Below are 20,642 nucleotides of genomic sequence, written 5' to 3'. Positions count from 1 at the left end.
GCAATGGACTTCGCTTTCGACGCGCGCACCGAGGAGCTGCGCGCCAAGCTGCTCGCCTTCATGGACGAGTACGTCTATCCGGCCGAGACAGTCGCCCATGAACAGCGGGCCAAGCTCGCCTCGCCGTGGGACACCCCCGCTGTCGTAGAGGAGTTGAAGGCCGAGGCGCGACGGCAGGGGCTGTGGAATCTCTTCCTGCCGGACACCGAGCACGGTGCCGGGCTGACGAACCTCCAGTACGCTCCGCTCGCCGAAATCACCGGCCGTTCCCCGCAGTTGGCGCCGACGGCGACGAACTGCGCGGCGCCCGACACGGGGAACATGGAGGTGCTCGCCCAGTTCGGCGACGAGCAGCAGAAGAAGCAGTGGCTTCAGCCGCTGCTGGCCGGCGAGATCCGCTCGGCGTTCGCGATGACGGAACCCGACGTGGCCTCCTCCGATGCCACGAACATCACCACGCACATCGAGCGGGATGGTGACGAGTACGTCATCACCGGCCGCAAGTGGTACATCTCCGGGGCGATGAACCCGGACTGCAAGATCTTCATCGTGATGGGCAAGACGGACCCGGACGGGACCGACATCCGCCGTCAGCAGTCCATGGTGCTGGTGCCCCGCGACACCCCGGGCGTCGTGATCCGCCGCGCGATGCAGGTCTACGGATACGAGGACCACTCACACGGCGGGCACGCGGAGGTCGTCTTCGACCAGGCGCGGGTCCCCGTGAGCAATCTGATCGGCGAGGAGGGCGGCGGCTTCGCCATCGCCCAGGCGAGGCTCGGTCCGGGCCGTATCCACCACTGCATGCGGCTGATCGGCATGGCGGAACGGGCCATCGAGCTGATGTGCCGGCGAGCCGTCTCACGCACCGCCTTCGGCAAGCCGCTCGCCCAGCAGGGCGTCGTACAGAACTGGATCGCGGACGCGCGTGTGGCCGTCGAGCAGCTGCGGCTGCTGGTCCTGAAGACGGCCTGGATGATGGACACCGTCGGCAATCGCGGTGCGCACACCGAGATCCAGGCGATCAAGATCGCGACTCCGCGGACGGTCGTCGACATCCTCGACAAGGCCGTTCAGCTGCACGGCGCGGGCGGCGTCAGCCAGGACTTCCCGCTGGCCGAACTGTGGGCGAGCGCCCGCACGCTGAAGCTCGCCGACGGTCCGGACGAGGTGCACCAGCGGTCGCTGGCGCGCCGGGAGATCAAGCAGTACCTCTGAGTCCCTCAGGGGCGCAGAGCCCGCAGCAGCAGGTCGGCGAGATGGTCGGCCACCTGCTGCGGGCTCAGCGGGCCGTCGGGGCGGTACCACGTCGACAGGTGGTGGACTGAGCCGAAGTGGTAGTCCACCACCAAGTCGGCGGGCGTCGTCTTGGAGAAGACGCCCGACTCCTGGCCCTCCTCGATCAGGGCGCGGAAACGTTCGTGGTAGCGGCGGCGCTCGGCGCGCACCTGTTTGTTCTTCTCGGGGCTGAGGTGGTGCATGGAGCGCCAGAAGATCGACGCGTCGTCGAGGTTGTCGATCGTCGTGACGACCACGTCGGCCGCGGCACCCCGCAGCCGTTCCTCCACGGGTGCGTCGGCCTCCGCGAAGGAGTCCAGTCGCTCCTGCTGCAGGCGCAGCACGCGCGCGTACACCTCGTGCAGCAGATCGTCCTTGGAGCCGAAGTAGTGGTACAGCGCGCCTTTGGTGACTCCCGCCGCCTCGACGATCTCCTGCACCGAGGTGCGGTCGTATCCCTGCTCGGCGAAGAGTCTGGTGGCGGCCGCCAGGAGCCGCCTCGGGACGGGCGTACCGTCCCCGTCCATCGTCTTGGGCACCGCCGCCACCTGCCTTTCCGAAGGTCACCAACCGTTGTTCCGTGCTGCCCGCGATGACCTTACGGGCAGCAGCTCCCGCCGGAGGATCTTCCCACTGCCCGATTTCGGCGAGGAGGGCAGGTTCACGACCTGACGAGGGCGTTGTACGGGGTCAGTCTCTCCCTCCGCTTCTCAGAGGGTGCGCCGGGGTCCGACTTGACCGCGTACAAGCGAGTCGTCACCCGCTGTCCGTCTCCCATTTCTGCTGAATGTGGTTCATATTCGTCAGCCACCGGTCCGGGTCGCCGGCCCGCGCCTGGTAGTACCCGGCGACTTCGGGGTGCGGCAGAATCAGGAAACGGTCGTCCTCCATGCCCACGAAGAGCGCGTCAGCGACCTCGTCGGGCTCGATAGCGGTCGGCTGAAGCACAAGATCGCCCGCGCTGCCCGTGCTGGCGAGCATGTCCGTCCGTACGCCCTGAGGGCAGATCGCGTGCACCTTGAGCCCACGATGGCGGTACGTGAGCGACAGCCACTCGGCGAAGGCGTACGCACCGTGCTTGGTGACGCTGTAGGGCGCGGCGCCGACCATGGTGAGCAGCCCGGCCGCCGAGACCGTCGAGACGAACCGGCCACTGCCGCGCTCCAGCCACCCGGGGATCAACTCATGCGCCGCACGCACGTGCGCCATGACATTCACATCCCAGGCCAGGGCCCAGACCTTCTCATCAGCCGCTTCCGTACCCGCGGAAGCGAGCCCCGCGTTGGCGCAGTAGACATCAACCGTGCCACCGAGCACGTCCCGAGCCTCGGCCACGATCGCGGAGGCATCCCCCGCCACCGCGATACCACCGATCTCCTCGGCGACGGCCTGGGCCTTCACCCCGTCGAGATCATTGACGACAACCCGAGCCCCCTCAGCAGCGAACCGCCGAGCCAACGCCGCCCCGATGCCACCCCCCGCCCCGGTGACGACCACTCCGGCATCCTGCAAGGCTTCCACCCTCGGTCTCCTCACCACGACACGACGAGAATCGGCTCAGCACCAACGCTGACGCGGTCAGACTAACCGGTCGGTATGTTACGAGGGAAGGGAACGGAAGCCTCGCAAGATGCGACCCCCAAGCCACCAGCCACGACGTGCCCGCGCTTGCCCGCCACGGACCCCAGGGGCGCGGGGAACGGCGCGCCGAGCCACAGACCATCCGCGCCTTCCCCACAACCTGCGGGAGCAATACCGTGCGCCCCATGCGCCTATCCAGACGAGCTCTCCTCGCAGCGACGACGGCAGCGGCATCACTCACCACGGCCTCCCAGGCCCCCGCCGCCGAGCGCCGCAAGCACCTACGCACAGGATTCGAGAACCTCACCGCAAACGCCTACGCCCAGCTCAGCGGCCAGCGCATCGGCATCGTCACCAACCCCACAGGCATCACCAGAGACGCAAGCCACATCGTGGACGTCATGCACGCCGACGACCGCGTGAACCTGACCGCCGTCTTCGGCCCCGAGCACGGCTTCCGCGGCACCGCCCAGGCAGGCGGCTCGGAGGGCCGGTACGACGACCCGGCAACCGGACTGCCCGTCCACGACACGTACTTGAAGAGCGGCCGCCCGCTGGCCGACATCTTCACGGCCTCCGGCGTGGACACGATTCTCTTCGACATCCAGGACGTGGGCGCACGCTTCTACACGTACATCTGGACCCTGTACGACTGCATGGAGGCGGCGGCACTCGCAGGCAAGCGTTTCGTGGTGCTCGACCGCCCGAACCCGGTGACCGGGCGGGCGGCCCAAGGGCCCGTGCTGCACAAGGAATTCGCGACGTTCGTCGGCCGGCAGCCGATCTCGCAGGCGCACGGCATGACGGTCGCGGAGCTGGCGCGGCTGTTCAACGGGGAGTTCCTGACCGACCCGGTGCCACTCGACACGGTCCTGATGAGCGGGTGGCGGCGCTCGGAGTTCTACGACGCCTCGGGGCTGCCCTGGGTCCCGCCGAGTCCGAACATGCCGACACCCGACACCGCCCTGGTCTACTCCGGCACGTGTCTCTTCGAGGGCACGAATCTCTCGGAGGGACGCGGCACGACTCGCCCGTTCGAACTGCTCGGCGCGGAGGGCATCGACCGGCGTTGGGCCTTGGAAGCCGATCGACTCGGTCTGCCCGGTGTGCACTTCAGGGAGGCGTACTTCGCCCCCACGTTCTCCAAGTTCCAGGGCAAGACGGTCGGGGGCGTGCAGATCCATGTCCACGACCGGGCGGCCTACGATCCCGTACGCACCGGAATCGCGCTCCTCGTCACGGCCAAGAAGGTCTGGGACGGCTTCAGTTGGCGCTCCGACAACTGGATCGACAAGCTCACGGGCTCCACGCGGGTGCGCACGATGATCGACGCAGGGGCAGGCGCCGACGAGGTCGTGGCGGCCTGGCAGGACGAACTGACGGCGTTCCGGCGCTTGCGCCGGAAGTACCTGCTGTACCGCTGACCGCACAGGACGACGCATCGGACAGCGGCGGCGGGGGCGAGGAAACCCCGCCCCCGCCGCCGGAGGGAACCATTACGCCCCCGCAGGGACGGTTACCGATGCCTACCGATGCCCGGGGAACTCCACGACCTGCTGATACGTAGGCCGGTTCTGCCACTGGATCGGCCGGTGCTTGATGCCACCCACCGCTCGCTGGACGATGGCGTCCGAGCACCACTGGTCGCCGGCCGAGCAGATGTCGTCGCCCGGGTAGACATCCTTGGCGGGCTTGGCCGCAGCCTGGCCCAGGCTGTTCAGCAGAGCCGTCCGGCACGCGTCGAGGTCTCCGTCGCCGCAGTAGGTGCGGCCCAGCTTGCCCTCCACCGGGTCACCGAGGACCGTACGGAGATCCTTGTCGACGTAGCCCCACCAGCCGTACTGGAAGGCCGAGCCCGCGTGCGCGCCGGTCGCGCCGTGGCCGGCGGACGGTGACTCGTCGACCGTGAACTGCGCGGTCAGCGCGTCCCACAGTTCCTGTCCGAGCCCCGGCTTAAACTCGGCCTCGACGAGCAGTGGCCACCATGCGTCCATGACCCGGATCGCGTCCGCGTGCGCGTACTTCTTGGAGTTCGCGGACGTCTGGTTGCGCTGAGCACCCGCCTTCAGCCAGGCCTCCAGCTGGTCGACCGCCTTGGCCTGTGCCGGATCACTGATCGGCTTGCTGCGCAGGACCTTGAGGAGTTCCGGCAGCACCTGCTCGCCGCGCAGATCGACGACCGCGGCCTCAGCCATCGCCTTGGTCAGGGACACCCTGGTGACGCCCCCCTTGTCGACGAGCTTCTTCACCCGGTCGTCGAGGAGATCACCACGATGGACCGCGCCCATGCTGAAGTTGGCGGAGCTGAAGTCCTTGACCTGCTTGTTGTTCCAGGAGATGTAGTAGTCCTGGTTGACCGACTGCGGATGCTCGGCGGGTGGCGCGAGCGCGGCGGTGTTGTTCTCCGGGTCGAAGTCCCGCCACTCGTACGCCTTCTCGGCCTTCACCGGGAAGGACCCGTCGACGTCCTTCGCGCGCACCGGGTGACTGCCGCTCATGTAGTAGGCGGTGTCACGGGAGTCCGCGTAGAACCAGTTGAAGGCGTACGAGATGTTCTGTGCCGCCTTCTGGAAGGACTTCGCGTCCTTCACGTACGAGGGGTCGTTCATCATCTGGAAGCCGATGACGGAGTCGGCCTCGTGGCGGTAGGTGGAGCGCAGTGAGGTGTACGCGTAGGGCTTGCCGTCGATGGTCGCGCGGTGAGTGACGACGCCGTAGTTCGTTCTGAAGACCTGCATCCGGTATGAGCCGGCGGCTGTGGAGTCGGCGACCGACGGCTTCCAGGCGTTGGTCTTCTCCATCTTCTCCATGGGGGTGCAGACGCCGCGGTAGAGGTACGACGTGGACTGCTTGGTCGGCGTGCCGCCGCCCGGCTCGCACAGCTGAAGGGCGTACGAATCGGTGATGTCCTGGTGGGACGAGGTGGCCGACCAGGAGTAGTCCTGGCCGCGACCGAGCTGTACGTACATGCCGACGCCCGCGAAGGACACGCCGCGTGCGCTGATGCCGGGGCCCTGGAGTTCCTGCATCATCAGCAACTGCGGGGCGAAATAGCCGGTCTGGGGACCGAAGACGGCGATCGGGTTGCCGCTGGCCGTGTGCTTCCCGGAGACCATCAGGGCGTTGGACATGCCCTTCTTGGTCGCGCCGCCGCTGAAGAGGTCCTCGGGGAGGACTCCTTCGTTGAAGGCTCCCTTCAGGGGCTTCAGTTTGCTCGGCGTCTTCACCGAGGTGGTGGTCGCCTGCGCGCCCGAGCGGGCGGCGCCCGTGCGGTCGTGGATCAGCTGCTCCTTCTCGACGGAGCCCGGATCCGGCAGGGCGGTGCCCTTCGGGTTCTCGGGCTTCGTCCCGTACGGGAAGCTGCTGCCGTCGTGGAGGGTCAGTACGGTCTCGGGGTCGTTGCGTCCGCGGAACGACTCCCAGACCTTGCTGCCTTCCTCGACGCCGTACTTCTGCTGGGCCTCGAGGAGGGAGATCGCGGACTCGACCTCTCCACCGCCGCCGGTGCCGAAGAGGGCGCCCACGACGGAGGCGAGCGCGATCATGTCGGTCACCTTGAAGGGCTGGATCTCGCCCACGTTGGTGACCGAGTCGATCTTGCCGGTGAGGACGTACTCGCCGGGGAAGTAGCGGCCGTTCTTGGCGGCCACCCGGTAGGCGTTGAGGCCGTCGACATAGGCCTGCGCGTCCTCCATGGCCTGCTTGCCGCGCTCTCCGGAGTTGTTGAGCAGCCAGTCGACCTGCTTCTGGAAGTCCGCCTCCGTGTACGGGGCCTGCGGCCAGAACTGCTGCTCCAGGCCCTGGTTGGACTCCGCGCCGCCCGCGAACGGGGTCAACTCGCCACGTCCGATGTGCCGGAAGAGGTCGATGAGCCACATCCGGTCCTGGCCGGCCGCGTAGCCCGCGCCGAACTCGGTGCCGTAGCGCGTGCTGCCCTTGATGTGAGGGATGCCGTACTTCTTGTCGCGCGTGATCGTCACGTCGTCACGGGGATTCGTGACAGAGGCGACCTGGTCGGAGGCGACTCCGAAGGAGGCGTCGGCGTAGAAATTCTTGAGGGTGTCGTTGGTCAGGGACGGGTACCCGGACGACAGCGCGTCGTACGGGCCGAGTTGATCGTCCGCGTGCGGCGGCTGCGTACCGAACAGCTGATTGCCGAGGACCTCGGCGAGCGTGGCACTGCCGTTGGTACCCGGCGGCAGGATGTCCGCGCACTGCCCCTCGCAGTAGTCGGTCGCCTTCGGCTCCGGATCGGCGGCAGCCGACTGTTGCAGCGGTGACAGCAGGCCGACGGTGAGAACGAACACTGATGCGGCCTTCAGGAACCCCGCGAATCTGCGGGGAGTTCTCAGGCCGTGGGGGGTGGTGCGTGGGGTGCGCCGTCGCATTAGTGCTCCTCCCGACATTGATGCGCTGGAGGTTACCGCCGGTAGCACAGAAGTTGAAGATGAGTAGGAGTCACCTTTTGGCTTCGCAGCGGCCGGGCAACTGAGGGGCATTGGCTGAAAGGAGTCCGGTGTGCGGCTGAAATGCCGTTCCTCAGAGGGTCGATGGCGGTCATCGGAAATCGGATGGAGCCGAATCGGCTGTCGATACGTCTATTCGGCAACGTTCGTACGACGACGCCGAAGTGACCGAAGTTCAGGTGCAGGTGTGACGGAGGTGCAGGGCGATGGCCGGTTTCCGGAGTCTGGCGAGACAGGTGCGCGATCCGAGGTGCGATCTGGCACTGCGGCGCTATTCACTGCGCAAGTGCCTTGAAAGGTTTGCCCCTTACGGACATCGGGCCACCTGGGATCATTTGTGCTCCCGGGCCGGATTCGGTCCCGAGGACCGCTCCCCCGATCCGGCCCGGCTGGTGGCCGCGCTCGACGAACTCGAAGAGGCGCGCTCGGTGTGGCTCGCCTACGAGGACGCGTTCGCCGAGCGCCGTAGGAAGGAGAAGCACGACGGGCTCCGCAGGCCGGGCAGTGTCGACGACTGGCACCGGCTGACCTGGGGCGGTTGCGGCGTCGCATGGTGCGACAACCCCCGGGTCCATCCCCATGAGCCCCTGGCGGAAGTACTGCGCCGGCTCATCGCGGCCCTGGAGCGCGAGCCCGGCTCGGTCTGCCCGGTGTGCTCGGGCGACCGCCTCACCTGGAAGTACGACCTGGCCCATGAACCGTCCTCGGGCCCGGTCTGCACGGACTGCGGGATCGTGGTCCCGCGTCCCGTTCTGACGCCCGAGGCCCTGGCGGGGTCCAGGCGGGGGCGGTTGTTGGTGTCGGTGTGAGCACGACGGGGGTGCGCCGCCGTGGAACCGCACCCCCGTGCAACTGAACCCTCGTGCAACTGAACCCTCGTTCAAGTGACGGCTCCTGCGGGTGACGGCTCGTGCGGGTGAGGTCTACGGCCGCACGACGTCTGTGTGAATCGCGAGCTTGAACTCTGCGAGGAACATCGGCACGGCGACCTTCGTGTCGCCGGTTCCGCGCGCGGACACCTTCAGGCCGAGCGGCGTTTCCCGATGGACGAACATCTGCCAGACGTAGGTGCGGTACTGGCCGCCGCGAGTGGCCTGGATGTCGGTGGTGGCCGTGGAGTTGTAGCCCGTCGTGGCGTTCAGCGGGTCGCGGACGAAGCGCGCCCGGTACTCGTGCGCGCGGGCGTCCGGCTGCCAGAACACCATCGCGGACAGCACACCCCAGCCGTCGTGGCTGGGCCAGATCAGTGCTGAGCGCGGGTCGGGGAACTTCGATGCGGTGTCTCCGCCGTGCGCCGGGTCGTGCATGTTCCAGGGGTCGTACTGCTCCTCGCCGGTCACGTACGGGAAGCGCACTAAGTGGTAGCCGTCCGGGTCGTATGTGATCCTCTGGGGCCCCGAGCGGGCGGCTTGCCACATCAGGGAACAGACGGCGACGCTCATGGGCGCTCTCGCCTCCGGCGGTTGAGCGGGTGGGTTTGTTTTTGGGTGCGGGTTTAGTGTGGCTGGTCGCGCCCCGCGGCGGAGCCGCTAATGTCACAGCCCCGCGCCCCTTAGGTGCGTGGTGGGTCGGAGCCGCGGGCCGGTGCGTCAGCCCGTCGCAGGCCGGGCATACGACCCGGTGTCGGTACACAGTGCGGGTGACCTGAGACAGAACCTAAGCGACGGGCATACGACGCACCGGCCCACGTCCCCTCCCCCGGTGGAAGGCTGCGGGCAGTTGGGGGTACGGGCTTTCCCGGGGCGCCGGGAGTCGCAGGCTTCGGTCTTTTAGGGGCGCGGGGAACTGCGCGACCAGCCCCGACGAACCCGCACTCGCCTGCGAACCGAACCCACCCGCCCGGTAGGCGGCCCCCGCCGGAGCCCGGGGCGTGAGGGCACGGCCCTACGATGTGCGCCATGGCCCGCCCCCGTAAGCCCCTCCTCAGCACCGACCGCATCGTCGCGGCGGCGCGAGGGCTCGTGGATGCGGAGGGGCTGGCCGCCGTCTCCACGCGTCGGCTTGCTGCTGAGCTGGGGGTGAGTGGGCCCTCGCTCTACAACCACTTTCGTACGAAGGACCAGATTCTGGAGGCGGTCGCCGACTCGGTGAGCGCGCAGGTCGATCTGTCGATGTTCGAGGATGGGCGGGACTGGCGGACCGCGCTGCACGACTGGGCCGTCTCCTATCGGGCGGCCCTGCGCGACCACCCGAACATCGTGCCCGTCCTCGCGCGCGGTCCCGGCCGTCGGCCGGCCGGTCTCCGCCTGGCGGACGCGGTCTTCGGTGCGATGGTCGAGGCGGGGTGGCCGCCCGCGCAGGCCACGTCCATCGGCGCGCTGATGCGGTACTTCGTCATGGGCTCCGCGCTCGGCTCCTTCGCCGGGGGCTTCCTGGACGACGAGAGCGCGTACGACCCCGCCGACTATCCCCACCTCGGGCAGGCCCACCTCCTCGCCGAGCAGCAGGAGAAGATCGACGAGCGGGCCTTCGAAACGGGGCTCACTGCGCTGCTGGACGGGCTGACGCGGCAGTACGAGCAGGTGCAGAGGACTGCGTAGCGACACTTCGGTGGTCGCCGAAGTGTCCGTGCCCGATGCTGGGAGGCATGAGCACGAGGGACCCACAGGCGCCGGGGCTGGCACGTTTCGCCCGGCTGATCGCCGACGAGACGCGTGCCGCTTGTCTGCTCGCCCTGCTCGACGGGCGGGCGTGGACCGCGGGTGAGCTGGCGCGGCACGCCGGTGTCGCCGCGTCCACGCTGAGCGAACACCTCGGCAAGCTCGTCGCGGGCGGGCTGCTCACCGAGGAACGGCAGGGCCGGCACCGGTATGTACGACTGGCCGACGCACGGGTCGCCCAGCTCGTGGAGGACCTCGCAGCGCAGGTCGCGCCGGGCAGCGAGCGGCCACGCAGTCTGCGGGAGGCCGGCGCCGGTTCCGCGATGGCGCGCGGACGTACCTGTTACGACCACCTCGCCGGGCGCCTGGGCATCGCCGTCACCGACGCCCTGACCGGGCTCCAACTGCTGCGGGCGGATACGGGGTTCGCGCTCACGGACGATGGGCTGGCCTGGTTTGACGAGCAGGGCATTCCCCTCGTGCGCACCGGTCGGCGGCCCCTCGCCCGGGCCTGTCTCGACTGGACCGAACGGCGTCCGCACCTCGCCGGCGTCGCGGGCGCCGCCCTGTGCCGGCATGCGCTGGACGCGGGCTGGTGCGTGCGTATCGGCTCGGTACGGGCCGTGAAGGTCACGGACAACGGCGAGCGGGCCTTCGCGGAGGTGCTGGGGATCGAGCCCGCGACGCTCCACTGACTCCCGGCTCCCCCTTGTTCGCTCAGCACCTTGTTCGCTCAGCACGCCGACGTCCCGTCCGAAATTCGCGAGCCCTTCTCCCCTTCCCCACCTAACCTCTGGAGCGTGATGAAGCCTCCCCTGTCCGCCCGTCGTACGGACCTGCTGGCCGCCGGTGCGGCCGCGGTGACCGTTGTGTTGTGGGCGTCCGCGTTCGTGTCGATCCGTAGTGCGGGAGCCGCGTACTCGCCCGGGGCCCTGGCGCTCGGGCGGCTCGTGGCCGGGGCGCTGGTGCTCGGGGTCATCTGTCTCGTACGCGGGGAGGGACTGCCGCCGCGTGCCGCCTGGCCGGGGATCGTGGTCTCCGGGCTGCTCTGGTTCGGGCTCTACATGGTGGTGCTCAACTGGGGTGAGCAGAAGGTCGACGCCGGCACGGCCGCTCTGGTGGTGAACGTCGGGCCGCTGGTCATGGCTCTGCTCGCGGGGTGGCTGCTGAAGGAGGGGCTGCCGCCGCGGCTGCTGGCGGGGATGGCGGTGTCGTTCGCGGGCGCGGCGGTGGTCGGTCTGTCGATGTCGGGCGAGGGCAGCGCGTCGGTTCTCGGCGTCCTGCTCTGTCTGCTCGCGGCGGTGGCGTACGCGGGCGGGGTCGTCGCCCAGAAGCCCGCCCTGCGGCACGGTTCGGTGCTCCAGGTGACGACGTACGGCTGTGTGATCGGCGCGGTGGCCTGTCTGCCGTTCGCCGGTCAGCTGGTGTCCGAGGCCGGTGACGCCCCGCTGTCCGCGACGCTCAACATGCTGTATCTGGGCGTCTTCCCGACCGCTCTCGCGTTCACGACCTGGGCGTTCGCGCTGGCTCGTACGACGGCCGGGAGGATGGGCGCGACGACGTACGCGGTGCCCGCCCTGGTGGTGCTGATGTCGTGGCTCGCGCTCGACGAGGTGCCGGGCTGGATCACCCTCGTCGGCGGGCTGGTGTGTCTGGCGGGCGTCGCCGTGTCGCGGTCCCGGCCACGGGCCGCCCGGGTCGCGGCCCCGGGAGCGGTTCCGGAGCCACGACCCGAGCGGGCCCCGGACTCAGCCCTCTGACTCGTCCGAGGCCGAACGCGCCCTGTCCGCAAGGACCTTGATGGACATGAGCGCGATCACGGCGAGCCCGATGATGTACGCGGACACCGACATCGACGTGTCCGTGGCCTCCAGCAGGAGGACCATCACGAAGGGTGCGAGCCCGCCGCCGAACACGGCCGCGATCTGGTAGCCGAGTGAGGCGCCCGTGTAGCGCATCTCGGGTGTGAACAGCTCGGCGAACAGGGCGGCTTGAGGCCCGTACATGATGCTGAGGAAGCAACTGGCGACGAATGTGCCGACGGCCAGCCACAGCAGCGAACCCGTGTCGATCAGCAGGAACATCGGTACGGCCCACAGGGCGATCCCGGCCGCACCGAACCCGTAGATCCGGATGCGGCCGACGCGGTCGGAGAGCGCGGCCGAGGCGGGGATCAGGACGAGCTGGGTGAGGCTGACGCAGAGCGAGACGGTGAGGACGGCGCTGCGTTCCATGTCCAGTTCGCGGGTCGTGTAGTCGAGGACGCCGGTGATGAGGATGTAGAAGGTGGCGGTGTTCACGGCGAACGAGCCGCCCGCGAGGAGCACCGTGCCGAGGTGGCCGCGCAGGATCGTGCGCAGCGGGGAGCTCTTCTCGCCCTTCTCCTTCTCGGCCAGGGCCCGTTCGGCCTGGCGGAACTCCGGGGTCTCCTCGACGCGTGTGTGGATGTACCAGGCGAGCCCGAGGACGAGCAGCCCGACCAGGAACGGCACCCGCCAGCCCCAGGCGGCGAACGCGCTATCGCTGGTGAGGGCGCCGGCGAGCAGGAAGACGGAGTTGGCGGTCACCACACCGATGGGGACGCCGAGTTGGACGACACTGCCGTAGAGGCCGCGCTTGCCCTCGGGGGCGTACTCCGTGGCGAGCAGCATCGCGCCGCCCCACTGCGCGCCGATCGCGATGCCCTGCATCACGCGCAGGACGACGAGGAGGACGGGGGCGGCGATGCCGATCGTGGCGTATGTGGGGAGGAGGCCGATGCCCGTGGTGGCCACGCCCATCAGGGTCAGGGCCAGGACGAGCATGGGCTTGCGGCCTCGTTTGTCGCCGAGGTGGCCCGCTATGACTCCGCCGAGCGGACGGGCGAGGAAGCCCACGGCGAAGGTGGCGAACGCGGCGAGGACTCCTGCGGAGGAGCTGCCCGCGGGGAAGTACAGGTCTCCGAGCACGAGGGCTGCGGCGATCCCGAAGACGAAGTAGTCGTACCACTCGACGGCGGAGGCGAGGGCGGCGGCGGTCGCCACCTTGCGGCGGTGTCTGGTGTCGGGGCTGGTGGTCGCGCTGGGGAGCGCGGAAGGTGCGGTGTCCATGGCGTGCACACTCCGGTGGGTGCGGGGACGTTCGGGGGAACGTACTGACCGGACGGTATGTAGGTCAACGGTCGTGCACGCATGGGTCTGACACAGGAGTCTTCTGAGTATCCGGCCGAGATCCGGCTGAGTATCACGGCGGATGTGGTCCCGGCCACACTCGCAGACTCTTGTCCGCATGAGTGAGACACCTGTCAAGCAGCAGAACACCGCCGCCTTCTACGGCCAGGCGGTCGCTTCGTTCGGCGTCGCCATGGCCGCGACCACCGTCGGCATCTTCCGGCTCGAGGCCGACGCATGGGTGCGCGCCTTCCTGGCCATCGCCGTCCTGTATCTCGTCACCTCGGCCTTCACGCTGGCCAAGGTGATCCGGGACCGGCAGGAGGCCGGGCAGATCGTCAGCCGGGTCGACCAGGCCCGCCTGGAGAAACTGCTCGCCGAACACGACCCCTTCGAGAAGCTGTGATCGCTGCCGGCCGCCCGATCCGTGCGCCCGCGGGCAGCACGCACGCTAAGCGCTCGCTCAGGCTGCGAGGTATCGTGGTTCGTCCTGCCAGTGAAGACCTGCCAGTGGAGAACTGACAGCCGAGAAGGGGCGAACAGCGATGAGTACGGCGGAGGAGACGGCCGGCGGCGAGATGCCGCCCTGGGCCGAGGTCACCCCGGACGCGGCGCGGCGGCTGCTCGTCGCCGCGGTGGAGGCCTTCGCCGAGCGCGGGTACCACGCGACGACGACCCGGGACATCGCGGGCCGCGCCGGTATGAGCCCGGCCGCGCTCTACATCCACTACAAGACCAAGGAAGAGCTGCTCCACCGGATCAGCAGGATCGGCCACGAGAAGGCCCTCGACATCCTGCGGACGGCCGCTCAGGGTGAGGGCAGCGCGACCGAGCGGCTCGCGGATGCCGTGAGCTCCTTCGTGCGCTGGCACGCCGGGGGGCGCACCACCGCGCGGGTCGTGCAGTACGAACTGGACTCGCTCGGCCCTGCCGCCCGCGCCGAGATCCTCGCACTGCGCCGCCAGGTCGACGCCGAGGTGCGCGGGATCATCGAGGACGGCGTCGCGGGCGGCGAGTTCGATGTGCCCGACGTGCGCGGCACCACGCTCGCCGTGCTCTCGCTGTGCATCGACGTCGCCCGCTGGTTCAACCTGAACGGCCCTCGGACGCCGGACGAGGTCGGCGCACTCTACGCCGACCTCGTGTTGCGGATGGTGGGGGCAGGCAAGTAGCTCCGCCGTAGGCAGCTTCGTACGCCCTGAAGTGTCTAGAAGTAGTAGCGCGACACCGACTCCGCCACGCACACCGGCTTGTCGCCGCCCTCGCGTTCCACGGTCACCGCGGCCGTGATCTGGACTCCGCCGCCCGCCTCCGCGACCTCCTTGAGCACCGCCGTGGCGCGCAGGCGCGAGCCCACGGGGACGGGGGACGGGAAGCGCACCTTGTTGGTGCCGTAGTTGACGCCCATCTTCATGCCCTCGACGCGCATGACCTGCGGGACGAGCGCGGGCAGCAGCGACAGCGTCAGATAGCCGTGCGCGATGGTCGTACCGAACGGCCCTGTGGCGGCCTTCTCAGGGTCCACGTGGATCCACTGGTGGTCGCCGGTGGCGTCCGCGAACAGGTCGATCCGCTTCTGGTCGACCTCCAGCCAGTCGCTGTACCCCAACTGCTCGCCCACCGCCGCCTTCAGTTCGTCGGCGGACGTGAAGATCTTCGGCTCTGCCATGTGTCCTGGCCTCCCGTGTTACTCCGTACCGCATCTCTAAGCGACTGCTTAGCATCCTTGGGTGCGGAGCCCGTGTCAACGGACCGGGAGCGTAGGTAACCGGGCTGTGACGAGTGGGTAGGCTTCGAGGGATGCCCCAGATTCCAGAGAAGATCCACGAACTCACGGTGGGCCAGCTGTCGGCCCGCAGCGGCGCCGCCGTGTCCGCCCTGCACTTCTACGAGTCCAAGGGCCTCATCGGCAGCCGCCGCACCGCGGGCAACCAGCGCCGCTACTCCCGTGACACGCTGCGCCGCGTCGCCTTCGTACGGGCCGCGCAGCGCGTCGGCATCCCGCTGGCCACGATCCGCGACGCACTCGCCGAGCTCCCCGAGGGGCGCACACCGACGCGGGAGGACTGGGCCCACCTGTCGGAGGCCTGGCGTTCCGAACTCGACGAGCGCATCAAGCAGTTGAGCCGCCTGCGCGACCATCTCACGGACTGCATCGGCTGCGGCTGCCTGTCCCTGGAGACCTGCGTGCTCTCCAACCCGGACGACGTGTTCGGTGAGGAGCAGAGCGGTTCGCGCCTCATGGTGGAGCGTCGCCCCGCCGCGAAGCAGCAGCGTAAGCACTCCGGAAAGCACCAACGGGAGAGGGAGCCCGAGGGCAGCTGCTGAAGTGGTGGCCGGGCACCGGCCGTCGGGGTTTCGGGCTCAGCGGCTCTCGCGTTGCGGCGGCGCCGAGGACGTACGCCCCGCCTGCTCCCCAGGTTCGTCCTCGACGGCCGGACGACCCTGCCGCAGCCCCAGCCCCGAAGCGATCACCAGCAGCGCGCCGAGCATCACGAACGGCGCCGCCACCCCCGCGACTCCCGCCACCAGCCCCGCCGCGGCCGGTGCCGCGACCTGGCCCAGGCGGTTGCCGGTCAGGCGCAGTGCGAGAGCGGTGGAGCGGGCGTCAGGTGGGGCGGCCTGGACGACCGTGGTCATGGAGAGGGGCTGGCCGACGCCCAGGCAGAAACCGAGTGCCGCGAGGATCACGGCAAGCGCCCAGACCGGGACCGGCACTGCGATGCCCGCGCACAGGGCGGCTGCCAGCAGGCAGGTCGAGGTGAGCAGGGCGGCCCGGCCGAGCAGACGCAGCATCGGCGTGATCACCAGGCGGCATGCGATCGTCGCCGCCGCGCGCAGGCTCAGCAGCAGGCCGATGACGGACGGCGGGATGCCGCGGTGCTCGCCGACCACCGGCAGGTACGCGGTGAGGATGTCCGTCGCCGAGAGCACGGCGAGGCTGATGAAGATGCCCGCGGGTACGCCCCGGCTGCGCAGGATGCGGTGTACCGGGACGCGTTCCCCTTGGGGCGTACGGGACTTGGCGGGCGTACGGTGCTCGATGCGCCACAGTGAGGTGAACGCGACCGCGGCTCCGGCGCCCGCGACGAGCAGCGCCAGCGCGCTGGTGCCCGCCATGTCGGGGCCGCCGATCAGGACGCCCGCGGCGATCGGTCCGACCAGCTGGCCGAGGGAGGCGCCGATGGTGAAGTGGCCGAAGTTGCGGTCCTGTTCGTGCGGGGCGGACTGGCGGGCCACGATCGACTGGGCGCCGATCACGAAGCAGAGGTGACCGAGGCCCATCACTCCGCTCCACGCCGCCATCGCGAGCAGGGAGTCCGCGATACCGCTGAGGGCGCAGCCGCCGGCGATCAGTACGACGCCGATGGGCAGCAGGGGCGCGCACCGGCCATGGTCGGTCCTGCGGCCCAGGGGCACGGCGACGAACAGCGGCAGCAGCGCGTACACGCCCGCGATCACACCGACCGCACGCTCGTCCGCACCCAGCGCGAGGGCCCGGTAGGAGACGGCAGGCCGGGCCATCGACACCGCCCCCTGCGCGAAGCTGAAGGCGATGACGAGGCGGAGCAGCCAGCCGCGGTTCCCACCGGGCCTCACGTTGTCCTCCTCCAAGAAGGGTTCACAGACTCCAGGAACAGATCACCGGCAGGGATCAGATGATGCCGAACAGGATCCCCGCACCGAGTACCACGAGGGAAGTCAGTGCAGCCCACTTGACCACGAACTTGGTGTGGTCGCCGAACTCCACCTTCGCCATACCCACGAGGACGTATACGGCCGGGACCAGCGGGCTGGACATGTGCAGCGGCTGGCCGACGAGCGAGGCGCGGGCGATCTCCAGCGGCGATACTCCGTGCGCGGCGCCGGCCTCGGCGAGCACCGGCAGGACTCCGAAGTAGAAGCCGTCGTTCGACATGAAGTACGTGAGCGGCAGGCTCAGGAAGCCGGTGACGATCGCCATGTGCGGGCCCATGCCCTCGGGGATGCTGTCGACGAGCCACTTCGCCATGGAGTCGACCATGCCGGTGCCCTGGAGGACGCCCGTGAAGACGGCGGCGGCGAAGACCATCCCGGAGACGTTGAGCACGTTCTCGGCGTGGGCGCCCAGGCGGGCCTTCTGGTCGGGCATGTGCGGGAAGTTCACGGTCAGGGCGAGCGCGGCACCCAGGATGAACAGGACCGGAATCGGCAGCCACTCCATGATCATCGCGGTGAGGAGGGCCACCGTGAGCAGCGCGTTGAACCAGTACAGCTTGGGACGCAGCGTCGGGCGGTTGGGGTCCAGGCCCTGGAGGCGTACGTCGTCATCGTCGTCGTCGGCCGCGTCGTCGGAGGCGTCCGTGCCGGAGCCCGCGCCGCCCGTGGCCTTGGTGGTACGCCCCTTCGCGTCACCGGAGCCGCCGGAGGCACCAGCGCCGGCGCCGACCAGCACCGTCTCGGTCACCGTCTCGGTCTCGGTCTCGGTCTCGGTCTTCTCGGTCTCCTGCTTCTTCTCCTCCTCCAGCACCTCGGCGAGGCTCAGCACGCCGAGCCGCTTGCGCTCGCGGCGGCCGAGGACGTACGAGAGCGCGAAGACGAAGAGCAGGCCGACGCCGAGGGCCGGGATCATCGGGACGAAGATGTCGCCGGCGTCGAGCTTGAGCGCGGTGGCGGCGCGGGCGGTGGGGCCGCCCCAGGGGAGGGTGTTCATGACGCCGTTGGCTGTGGCGGCGACACCGGTCATCACCACGAGGCTCATCTTCAGGCGCTTGTACAGCGGGTACATCGCCGAGACAGTGATCATGAAGGTGGTCGAGCCGTCGCCGTCGAGCGAGACGATCGCGGCGAGGACGGCCGTACCGACGACGATCCGCAGCGGGTCGGCCTTGCAGAACTTGAGGATGCCCCGAACGATCGGGTCGAAGAGGCCGACGTCGATCATGACGCCGAAGTAGACGATGGCGAACATCAGCATCGCGGCGGTGGGCGCGAGTTGACCCACCCCCTCGATGACGTAGTCGCCGAGCTTGGCTCCCTTTCCGACGAATACGCAGAAGAGTGCCGGGATCAGCACGAGCGCCGCGATCGGCGACATCTTCTTCATCATGATCAGGACCAGGAAGGTCGCGATCATGGCGAAGCCGAGGATGGTCAGCATGAGTGGATACCTAACGTTCGCCTTTGAACAGCCACCAGGGCCGGCGGTTCGAGTGACGTTAGGGCGGGCCCACAAGGGTTAACAAGATGTTGACACGCGAGCAATAAGCGCAAAACTCCTGGTCACAGCGTTGTCCCTGTTGGCGCGACCTCGACGGGTACGCCATTGAGGACCGCATTGCCCGACAGCGGGTCGAGCAGCGAGCCGTCGAGAAGCTGGTTGACGTTGACTCCGGGGTCGGTGGCGGCGTGGCTCATACGGGTGCCCGGCCGGTCATGGCCCCAGCCGTGCGGGAGGCTCACGACTCCGCGCCGGATGCCGTCGGTGACCTCGGCAGGAGCCGTCACCTCTCCCCCGGCGCCCTTGATCCGTACGGCATCCCCGTCCGCGATCCCGAGGCGTTCGGCGTCGTCGGGGTGGAGGTGCAGGGTGCAGCGGTTGGTGCCGCCGGTGAGGGCGGGGATGTTGTGCATCCAGCTGTTGTTGGAGCGCAGATGACGGCGACCGATGAGGACGAGGCCGTCAGGGCGGCGGCGCAGGGCGTCCCTGAGGCGTGGCAGGTCGTCGGCGATCGGCTGCGGCAGCAGTTCCACGCGTCCGCTGCGGGTCTTGAGGGGCTGCGGCAGGCGCGGCTGGAGGGGTCCGAGGTCGATGCCGTGCGGCTGGTCCAGCAGCTTGTCCAGGTTCAGCCCTTCCCGTCGGGCGCCGAAACCGTCGCCGTACGGGCCGAGGCGCAGCATCATGTCGAGCCGTCGCTCGGGGCCGTTGTCGCCGGTGAGAGCGGCGGCGAGCTCGCGAGGGTCACGACCGTGCACCGGCGAGTGCGGTTCCTTGACGGCTTTGCCGAGGGTCTGGTCGATGACCATGGCGTCGACGGCGGAGGGGTCGGCGCCGTGCATGCCGGTGGCCGCGAGGACGAGCCGGGCGAGGATCTCGGTCTCGGCCATGCGGCCGGGTTCGAGGGGGACGGCGGCGCGGGTGTAGCGGACCTGGTTGCGTACGGCGAGGGTGTTGAAGGCGAAGTCGTGGTGCGGGCTCTGCGAGGGCGGGGGCGGCGGCAGCACGACGTCGGCGTGACGTGAGGTCTCGTTCAGGTACGGGTCGACGCTGACCATGAAGTCGAGCGAGTCGAGGGCCTTGTCGAGGCGGTCGCCGTCGGGTGCGGACAGGACGGGGTTCGCGGCGACGGCGATGAGGGCGCGGACGGGTTCGCCCTCGGCGGTGGCCGTGTCGATCTCCTCGGCGAGCGCGGCGATGGGCAGTTCGCCCTTGGCTTCCGGGTGGCGGCCGACCCTGCTGTGCCAGCGTCCGAGGGCGAAGCCGCGGCCGGGTCCGGCGGGCCGGGGCGTCTTGTCGGTGGCGGCCAGCGGGAAGAGTGCGCCGCCGGGCCGGTCGAGGTTCCCGGTGAGGATGTTGAGCACGTCGACGAGCCAGCTGGCCAGGGTGCCGTGCGGAACGGTGCAGCTGCCGATGCGGCCGTAGACGGCTGCGGTGGACGCGGCGGCGAGTTCGCGGGCGAGCGTACGGATGGTACCGGCGTCCACGTCGCACGCCTCGGCGGCGGCTTCGGGAGTGAAGTCCCGTACGGCATGGGAGAGTTCGTCGAGCCCCTGGACCAGCTCGGCGAGTTCACCGAGGTCGGTCAGCTTCTCCTCGAAGAGGACGTATGCCATGGCCGCGAGCAGCAGGGCATCGGTGCCGGGTCGGATGGCGACGTGCCGGTCGGCGAGTTTGGCGGTGCGGGTGCGCCGTGGGTCGATCACGGTGAGGGTGCCGCCGCGCGCCTTGAGGGCCCTGAGCTTGCCGGGGAAGTCGGGTGCCGTGCACAGGCTGCCGTTGGACTCCAGAGGGTTGGCGCCGATCAGCAGCAAGTGGTCGGTGCGGTCGAGGTCGGGTACGGGGATGGTGTGGGCGTCGCCGTAGAGCAGACCGCTGGAGACGTGCTTGGGCATCTGGTCGACCGTGGAGGCCGTGAAGAGGCTGCGCGTGCCGAGGGCGCCGAGCAGTACGGGCGGATAGAGGGCACCGGCCATGGTGTGAACGTTCGGGTTGCCGAGGACGACACCGACGGCATGCGGTCCGTACGTCTCGACGACCGGCCGCAGCCCTGCCGCCACCGCGTCGAACGCCTCCTCCCAGGTGGCCTCGCGCAGCTCACCGTCCTTGCGCACCAGTGGGGTGCGCAGCCGGTCCGGGTCCGCGTCCACGGCTCCGAAGGAGGCACCCTTCGGGCAGATGAACCCCTGGCTGAACACATCGGCGCGGTCGCCTCGGGCGCCGGTCACCCGGGTGCCCTCGATGGTGAGCGTCAGACCGCAGGTCGCTTCGCACAGGGGGCAGATGCGCAGGGCGGTGCGGGAGTCGGTGGTGGTGGACACGGGTCCTCCGGAAGGGTGGCGACGTCGGCACACGAACTACCGCCGAGCAT

At 69.3% G+C, this 20,642-nt stretch carries 18 protein-coding genes; 9 read left to right on the top strand and 9 right to left on the bottom strand.

Going from position 1 to position 20,642, the window contains the following annotated elements:
* The first annotated feature begins 3 nt into the window (after window positions 1-3).
* On the top strand, window positions 4-1,218 hold the full coding sequence (locus ACGFNK_RS30580; RefSeq protein ID WP_393421058.1) for an acyl-CoA dehydrogenase family protein: 1,215 nt from the start codon (window positions 4-6) through the stop codon (window positions 1,216-1,218).
* Window positions 1,219-1,223: 5 nt separating this feature from the next.
* Here ACGFNK_RS30580 and ACGFNK_RS30575 read toward each other — a convergent pair whose 3' ends face one another.
* A complete protein-coding gene (locus tag ACGFNK_RS30575; RefSeq protein WP_393421056.1) occupies window positions 1,224-1,817 on the bottom strand; it encodes a TetR/AcrR family transcriptional regulator in 594 nt (197 codons plus the stop codon).
* Window positions 1,818-2,034: 217 nt separating this feature from the next.
* On the bottom strand, window positions 2,035-2,799 hold the full coding sequence (locus tag ACGFNK_RS30570) for an SDR family oxidoreductase (protein ID WP_393421054.1): 765 nt from the start codon (window positions 2,797-2,799) through the stop codon (window positions 2,035-2,037).
* 245 nt (window positions 2,800-3,044) lie between these two features.
* On the opposite strand from ACGFNK_RS30570, the gene ACGFNK_RS30565 reads away from it, so the two are divergent.
* Window positions 3,045-4,283 (top strand): exo-beta-N-acetylmuramidase NamZ domain-containing protein, encoded by a 1,239-nt coding sequence (locus ACGFNK_RS30565; protein ID WP_393421052.1) that lies wholly within the window; start codon window positions 3,045-3,047, stop codon window positions 4,281-4,283.
* Window positions 4,284-4,385: 102 nt separating this feature from the next.
* On the opposite strand, the gene ACGFNK_RS30560 is transcribed toward ACGFNK_RS30565, so the two are convergent.
* A complete protein-coding gene (locus tag ACGFNK_RS30560) occupies window positions 4,386-7,247 on the bottom strand; it encodes a penicillin acylase family protein (RefSeq protein ID WP_393421050.1) in 2,862 nt (953 codons plus the stop codon).
* Between the two features lie 284 nt (window positions 7,248-7,531).
* Here ACGFNK_RS30560 and ACGFNK_RS30555 point away from each other — a divergent pair, with 284 nt between their 5' ends.
* Window positions 7,532-8,134 (top strand): hypothetical protein, encoded by a 603-nt coding sequence (locus tag ACGFNK_RS30555; RefSeq protein ID WP_386344327.1) that lies wholly within the window; start codon window positions 7,532-7,534, stop codon window positions 8,132-8,134.
* Window positions 8,135-8,248: 114 nt separating this feature from the next.
* On the opposite strand, the gene ACGFNK_RS30550 is transcribed toward ACGFNK_RS30555, so the two are convergent.
* On the bottom strand, window positions 8,249-8,767 hold the full coding sequence (locus tag ACGFNK_RS30550; RefSeq protein WP_393421048.1) for a hypothetical protein: 519 nt from the start codon (window positions 8,765-8,767) through the stop codon (window positions 8,249-8,251).
* Between the two features lie 456 nt (window positions 8,768-9,223).
* Here ACGFNK_RS30550 and ACGFNK_RS30545 point away from each other — a divergent pair, with 456 nt between their 5' ends.
* From ACGFNK_RS30545 to ACGFNK_RS30535, 3 genes are all read left to right on the top strand, one after another.
* Entirely contained in the window at window positions 9,224-9,865 is a 642-nt protein-coding gene (locus tag ACGFNK_RS30545) for a TetR/AcrR family transcriptional regulator (RefSeq protein WP_386344321.1), read from the top strand.
* Window positions 9,866-9,900: 35 nt separating this feature from the next.
* A complete protein-coding gene (locus ACGFNK_RS30540) occupies window positions 9,901-10,620 on the top strand; it encodes an ArsR/SmtB family transcription factor (RefSeq protein ID WP_393421046.1) in 720 nt (239 codons plus the stop codon).
* A gap of 108 nt (window positions 10,621-10,728) precedes the next feature.
* On the top strand, window positions 10,729-11,685 hold the full coding sequence (locus tag ACGFNK_RS30535) for a DMT family transporter (protein WP_386344610.1): 957 nt from the start codon (window positions 10,729-10,731) through the stop codon (window positions 11,683-11,685).
* On the opposite strand, the gene ACGFNK_RS30530 is transcribed toward ACGFNK_RS30535, so the two are convergent.
* Window positions 11,674-13,014 carry an MFS transporter gene (locus ACGFNK_RS30530; protein ID WP_393421044.1) on the bottom strand — a complete coding sequence of 447 codons (1,341 nt, stop codon included), beginning with the start codon at window positions 13,012-13,014 and terminating at the stop codon, window positions 11,674-11,676. The genes ACGFNK_RS30535 and ACGFNK_RS30530 overlap by 12 nt on opposite strands.
* A gap of 178 nt (window positions 13,015-13,192) precedes the next feature.
* Between ACGFNK_RS30530 and ACGFNK_RS30525 the strand changes: the two genes are divergently transcribed.
* Entirely contained in the window at window positions 13,193-13,480 is a 288-nt protein-coding gene (locus ACGFNK_RS30525) for a YiaA/YiaB family inner membrane protein (protein WP_386344313.1), read from the top strand.
* 139 nt (window positions 13,481-13,619) lie between these two features.
* Complete coding sequence (locus ACGFNK_RS30520; protein WP_393421041.1) at window positions 13,620-14,246, top strand: TetR/AcrR family transcriptional regulator; 627 nt, start codon at window positions 13,620-13,622, stop codon at window positions 14,244-14,246.
* A gap of 35 nt (window positions 14,247-14,281) precedes the next feature.
* Here the strand turns inward: ACGFNK_RS30520 and ACGFNK_RS30515 are convergent, their stop codons facing one another.
* A complete protein-coding gene (locus ACGFNK_RS30515) occupies window positions 14,282-14,743 on the bottom strand; it encodes a MaoC family dehydratase (RefSeq protein ID WP_393421039.1) in 462 nt (153 codons plus the stop codon).
* Window positions 14,744-14,874: 131 nt separating this feature from the next.
* Between ACGFNK_RS30515 and soxR the strand changes: the two genes are divergently transcribed.
* Entirely contained in the window at window positions 14,875-15,402 is a 528-nt protein-coding gene (soxR, locus tag ACGFNK_RS30510; RefSeq protein ID WP_393421038.1) for a redox-sensitive transcriptional activator SoxR, read from the top strand.
* A gap of 36 nt (window positions 15,403-15,438) precedes the next feature.
* Here soxR and ACGFNK_RS30505 read toward each other — a convergent pair whose 3' ends face one another.
* The 3 genes from ACGFNK_RS30505 to ACGFNK_RS30495 form a co-directional block, all read right to left on the bottom strand.
* Window positions 15,439-16,674, bottom strand: a complete 1,236-nt coding sequence (locus ACGFNK_RS30505) for an MFS transporter (protein ID WP_393421036.1) — start codon at window positions 16,672-16,674, stop codon at window positions 15,439-15,441.
* 55 nt (window positions 16,675-16,729) lie between these two features.
* Window positions 16,730-18,214, bottom strand: a complete 1,485-nt coding sequence (locus ACGFNK_RS30500) for a CitMHS family transporter (RefSeq protein ID WP_393421034.1) — start codon at window positions 18,212-18,214, stop codon at window positions 16,730-16,732.
* 122 nt (window positions 18,215-18,336) lie between these two features.
* A complete protein-coding gene (locus tag ACGFNK_RS30495) occupies window positions 18,337-20,592 on the bottom strand; it encodes a molybdopterin oxidoreductase family protein (protein WP_393421032.1) in 2,256 nt (751 codons plus the stop codon).
* Window positions 20,593-20,642: the final 50 nt, after the last annotated feature.

The organism is Streptomyces sp. NPDC048825 (assembly GCF_043198355.1).
Classification (GTDB): Bacteria; Actinomycetota; Actinomycetes; order Streptomycetales; family Streptomycetaceae; genus Streptomyces; species Streptomyces xiangluensis.
The sequence above is the reverse complement of the archived record's forward strand: the minus strand, read 5'-3'. Positions and strand labels throughout refer to the sequence as shown.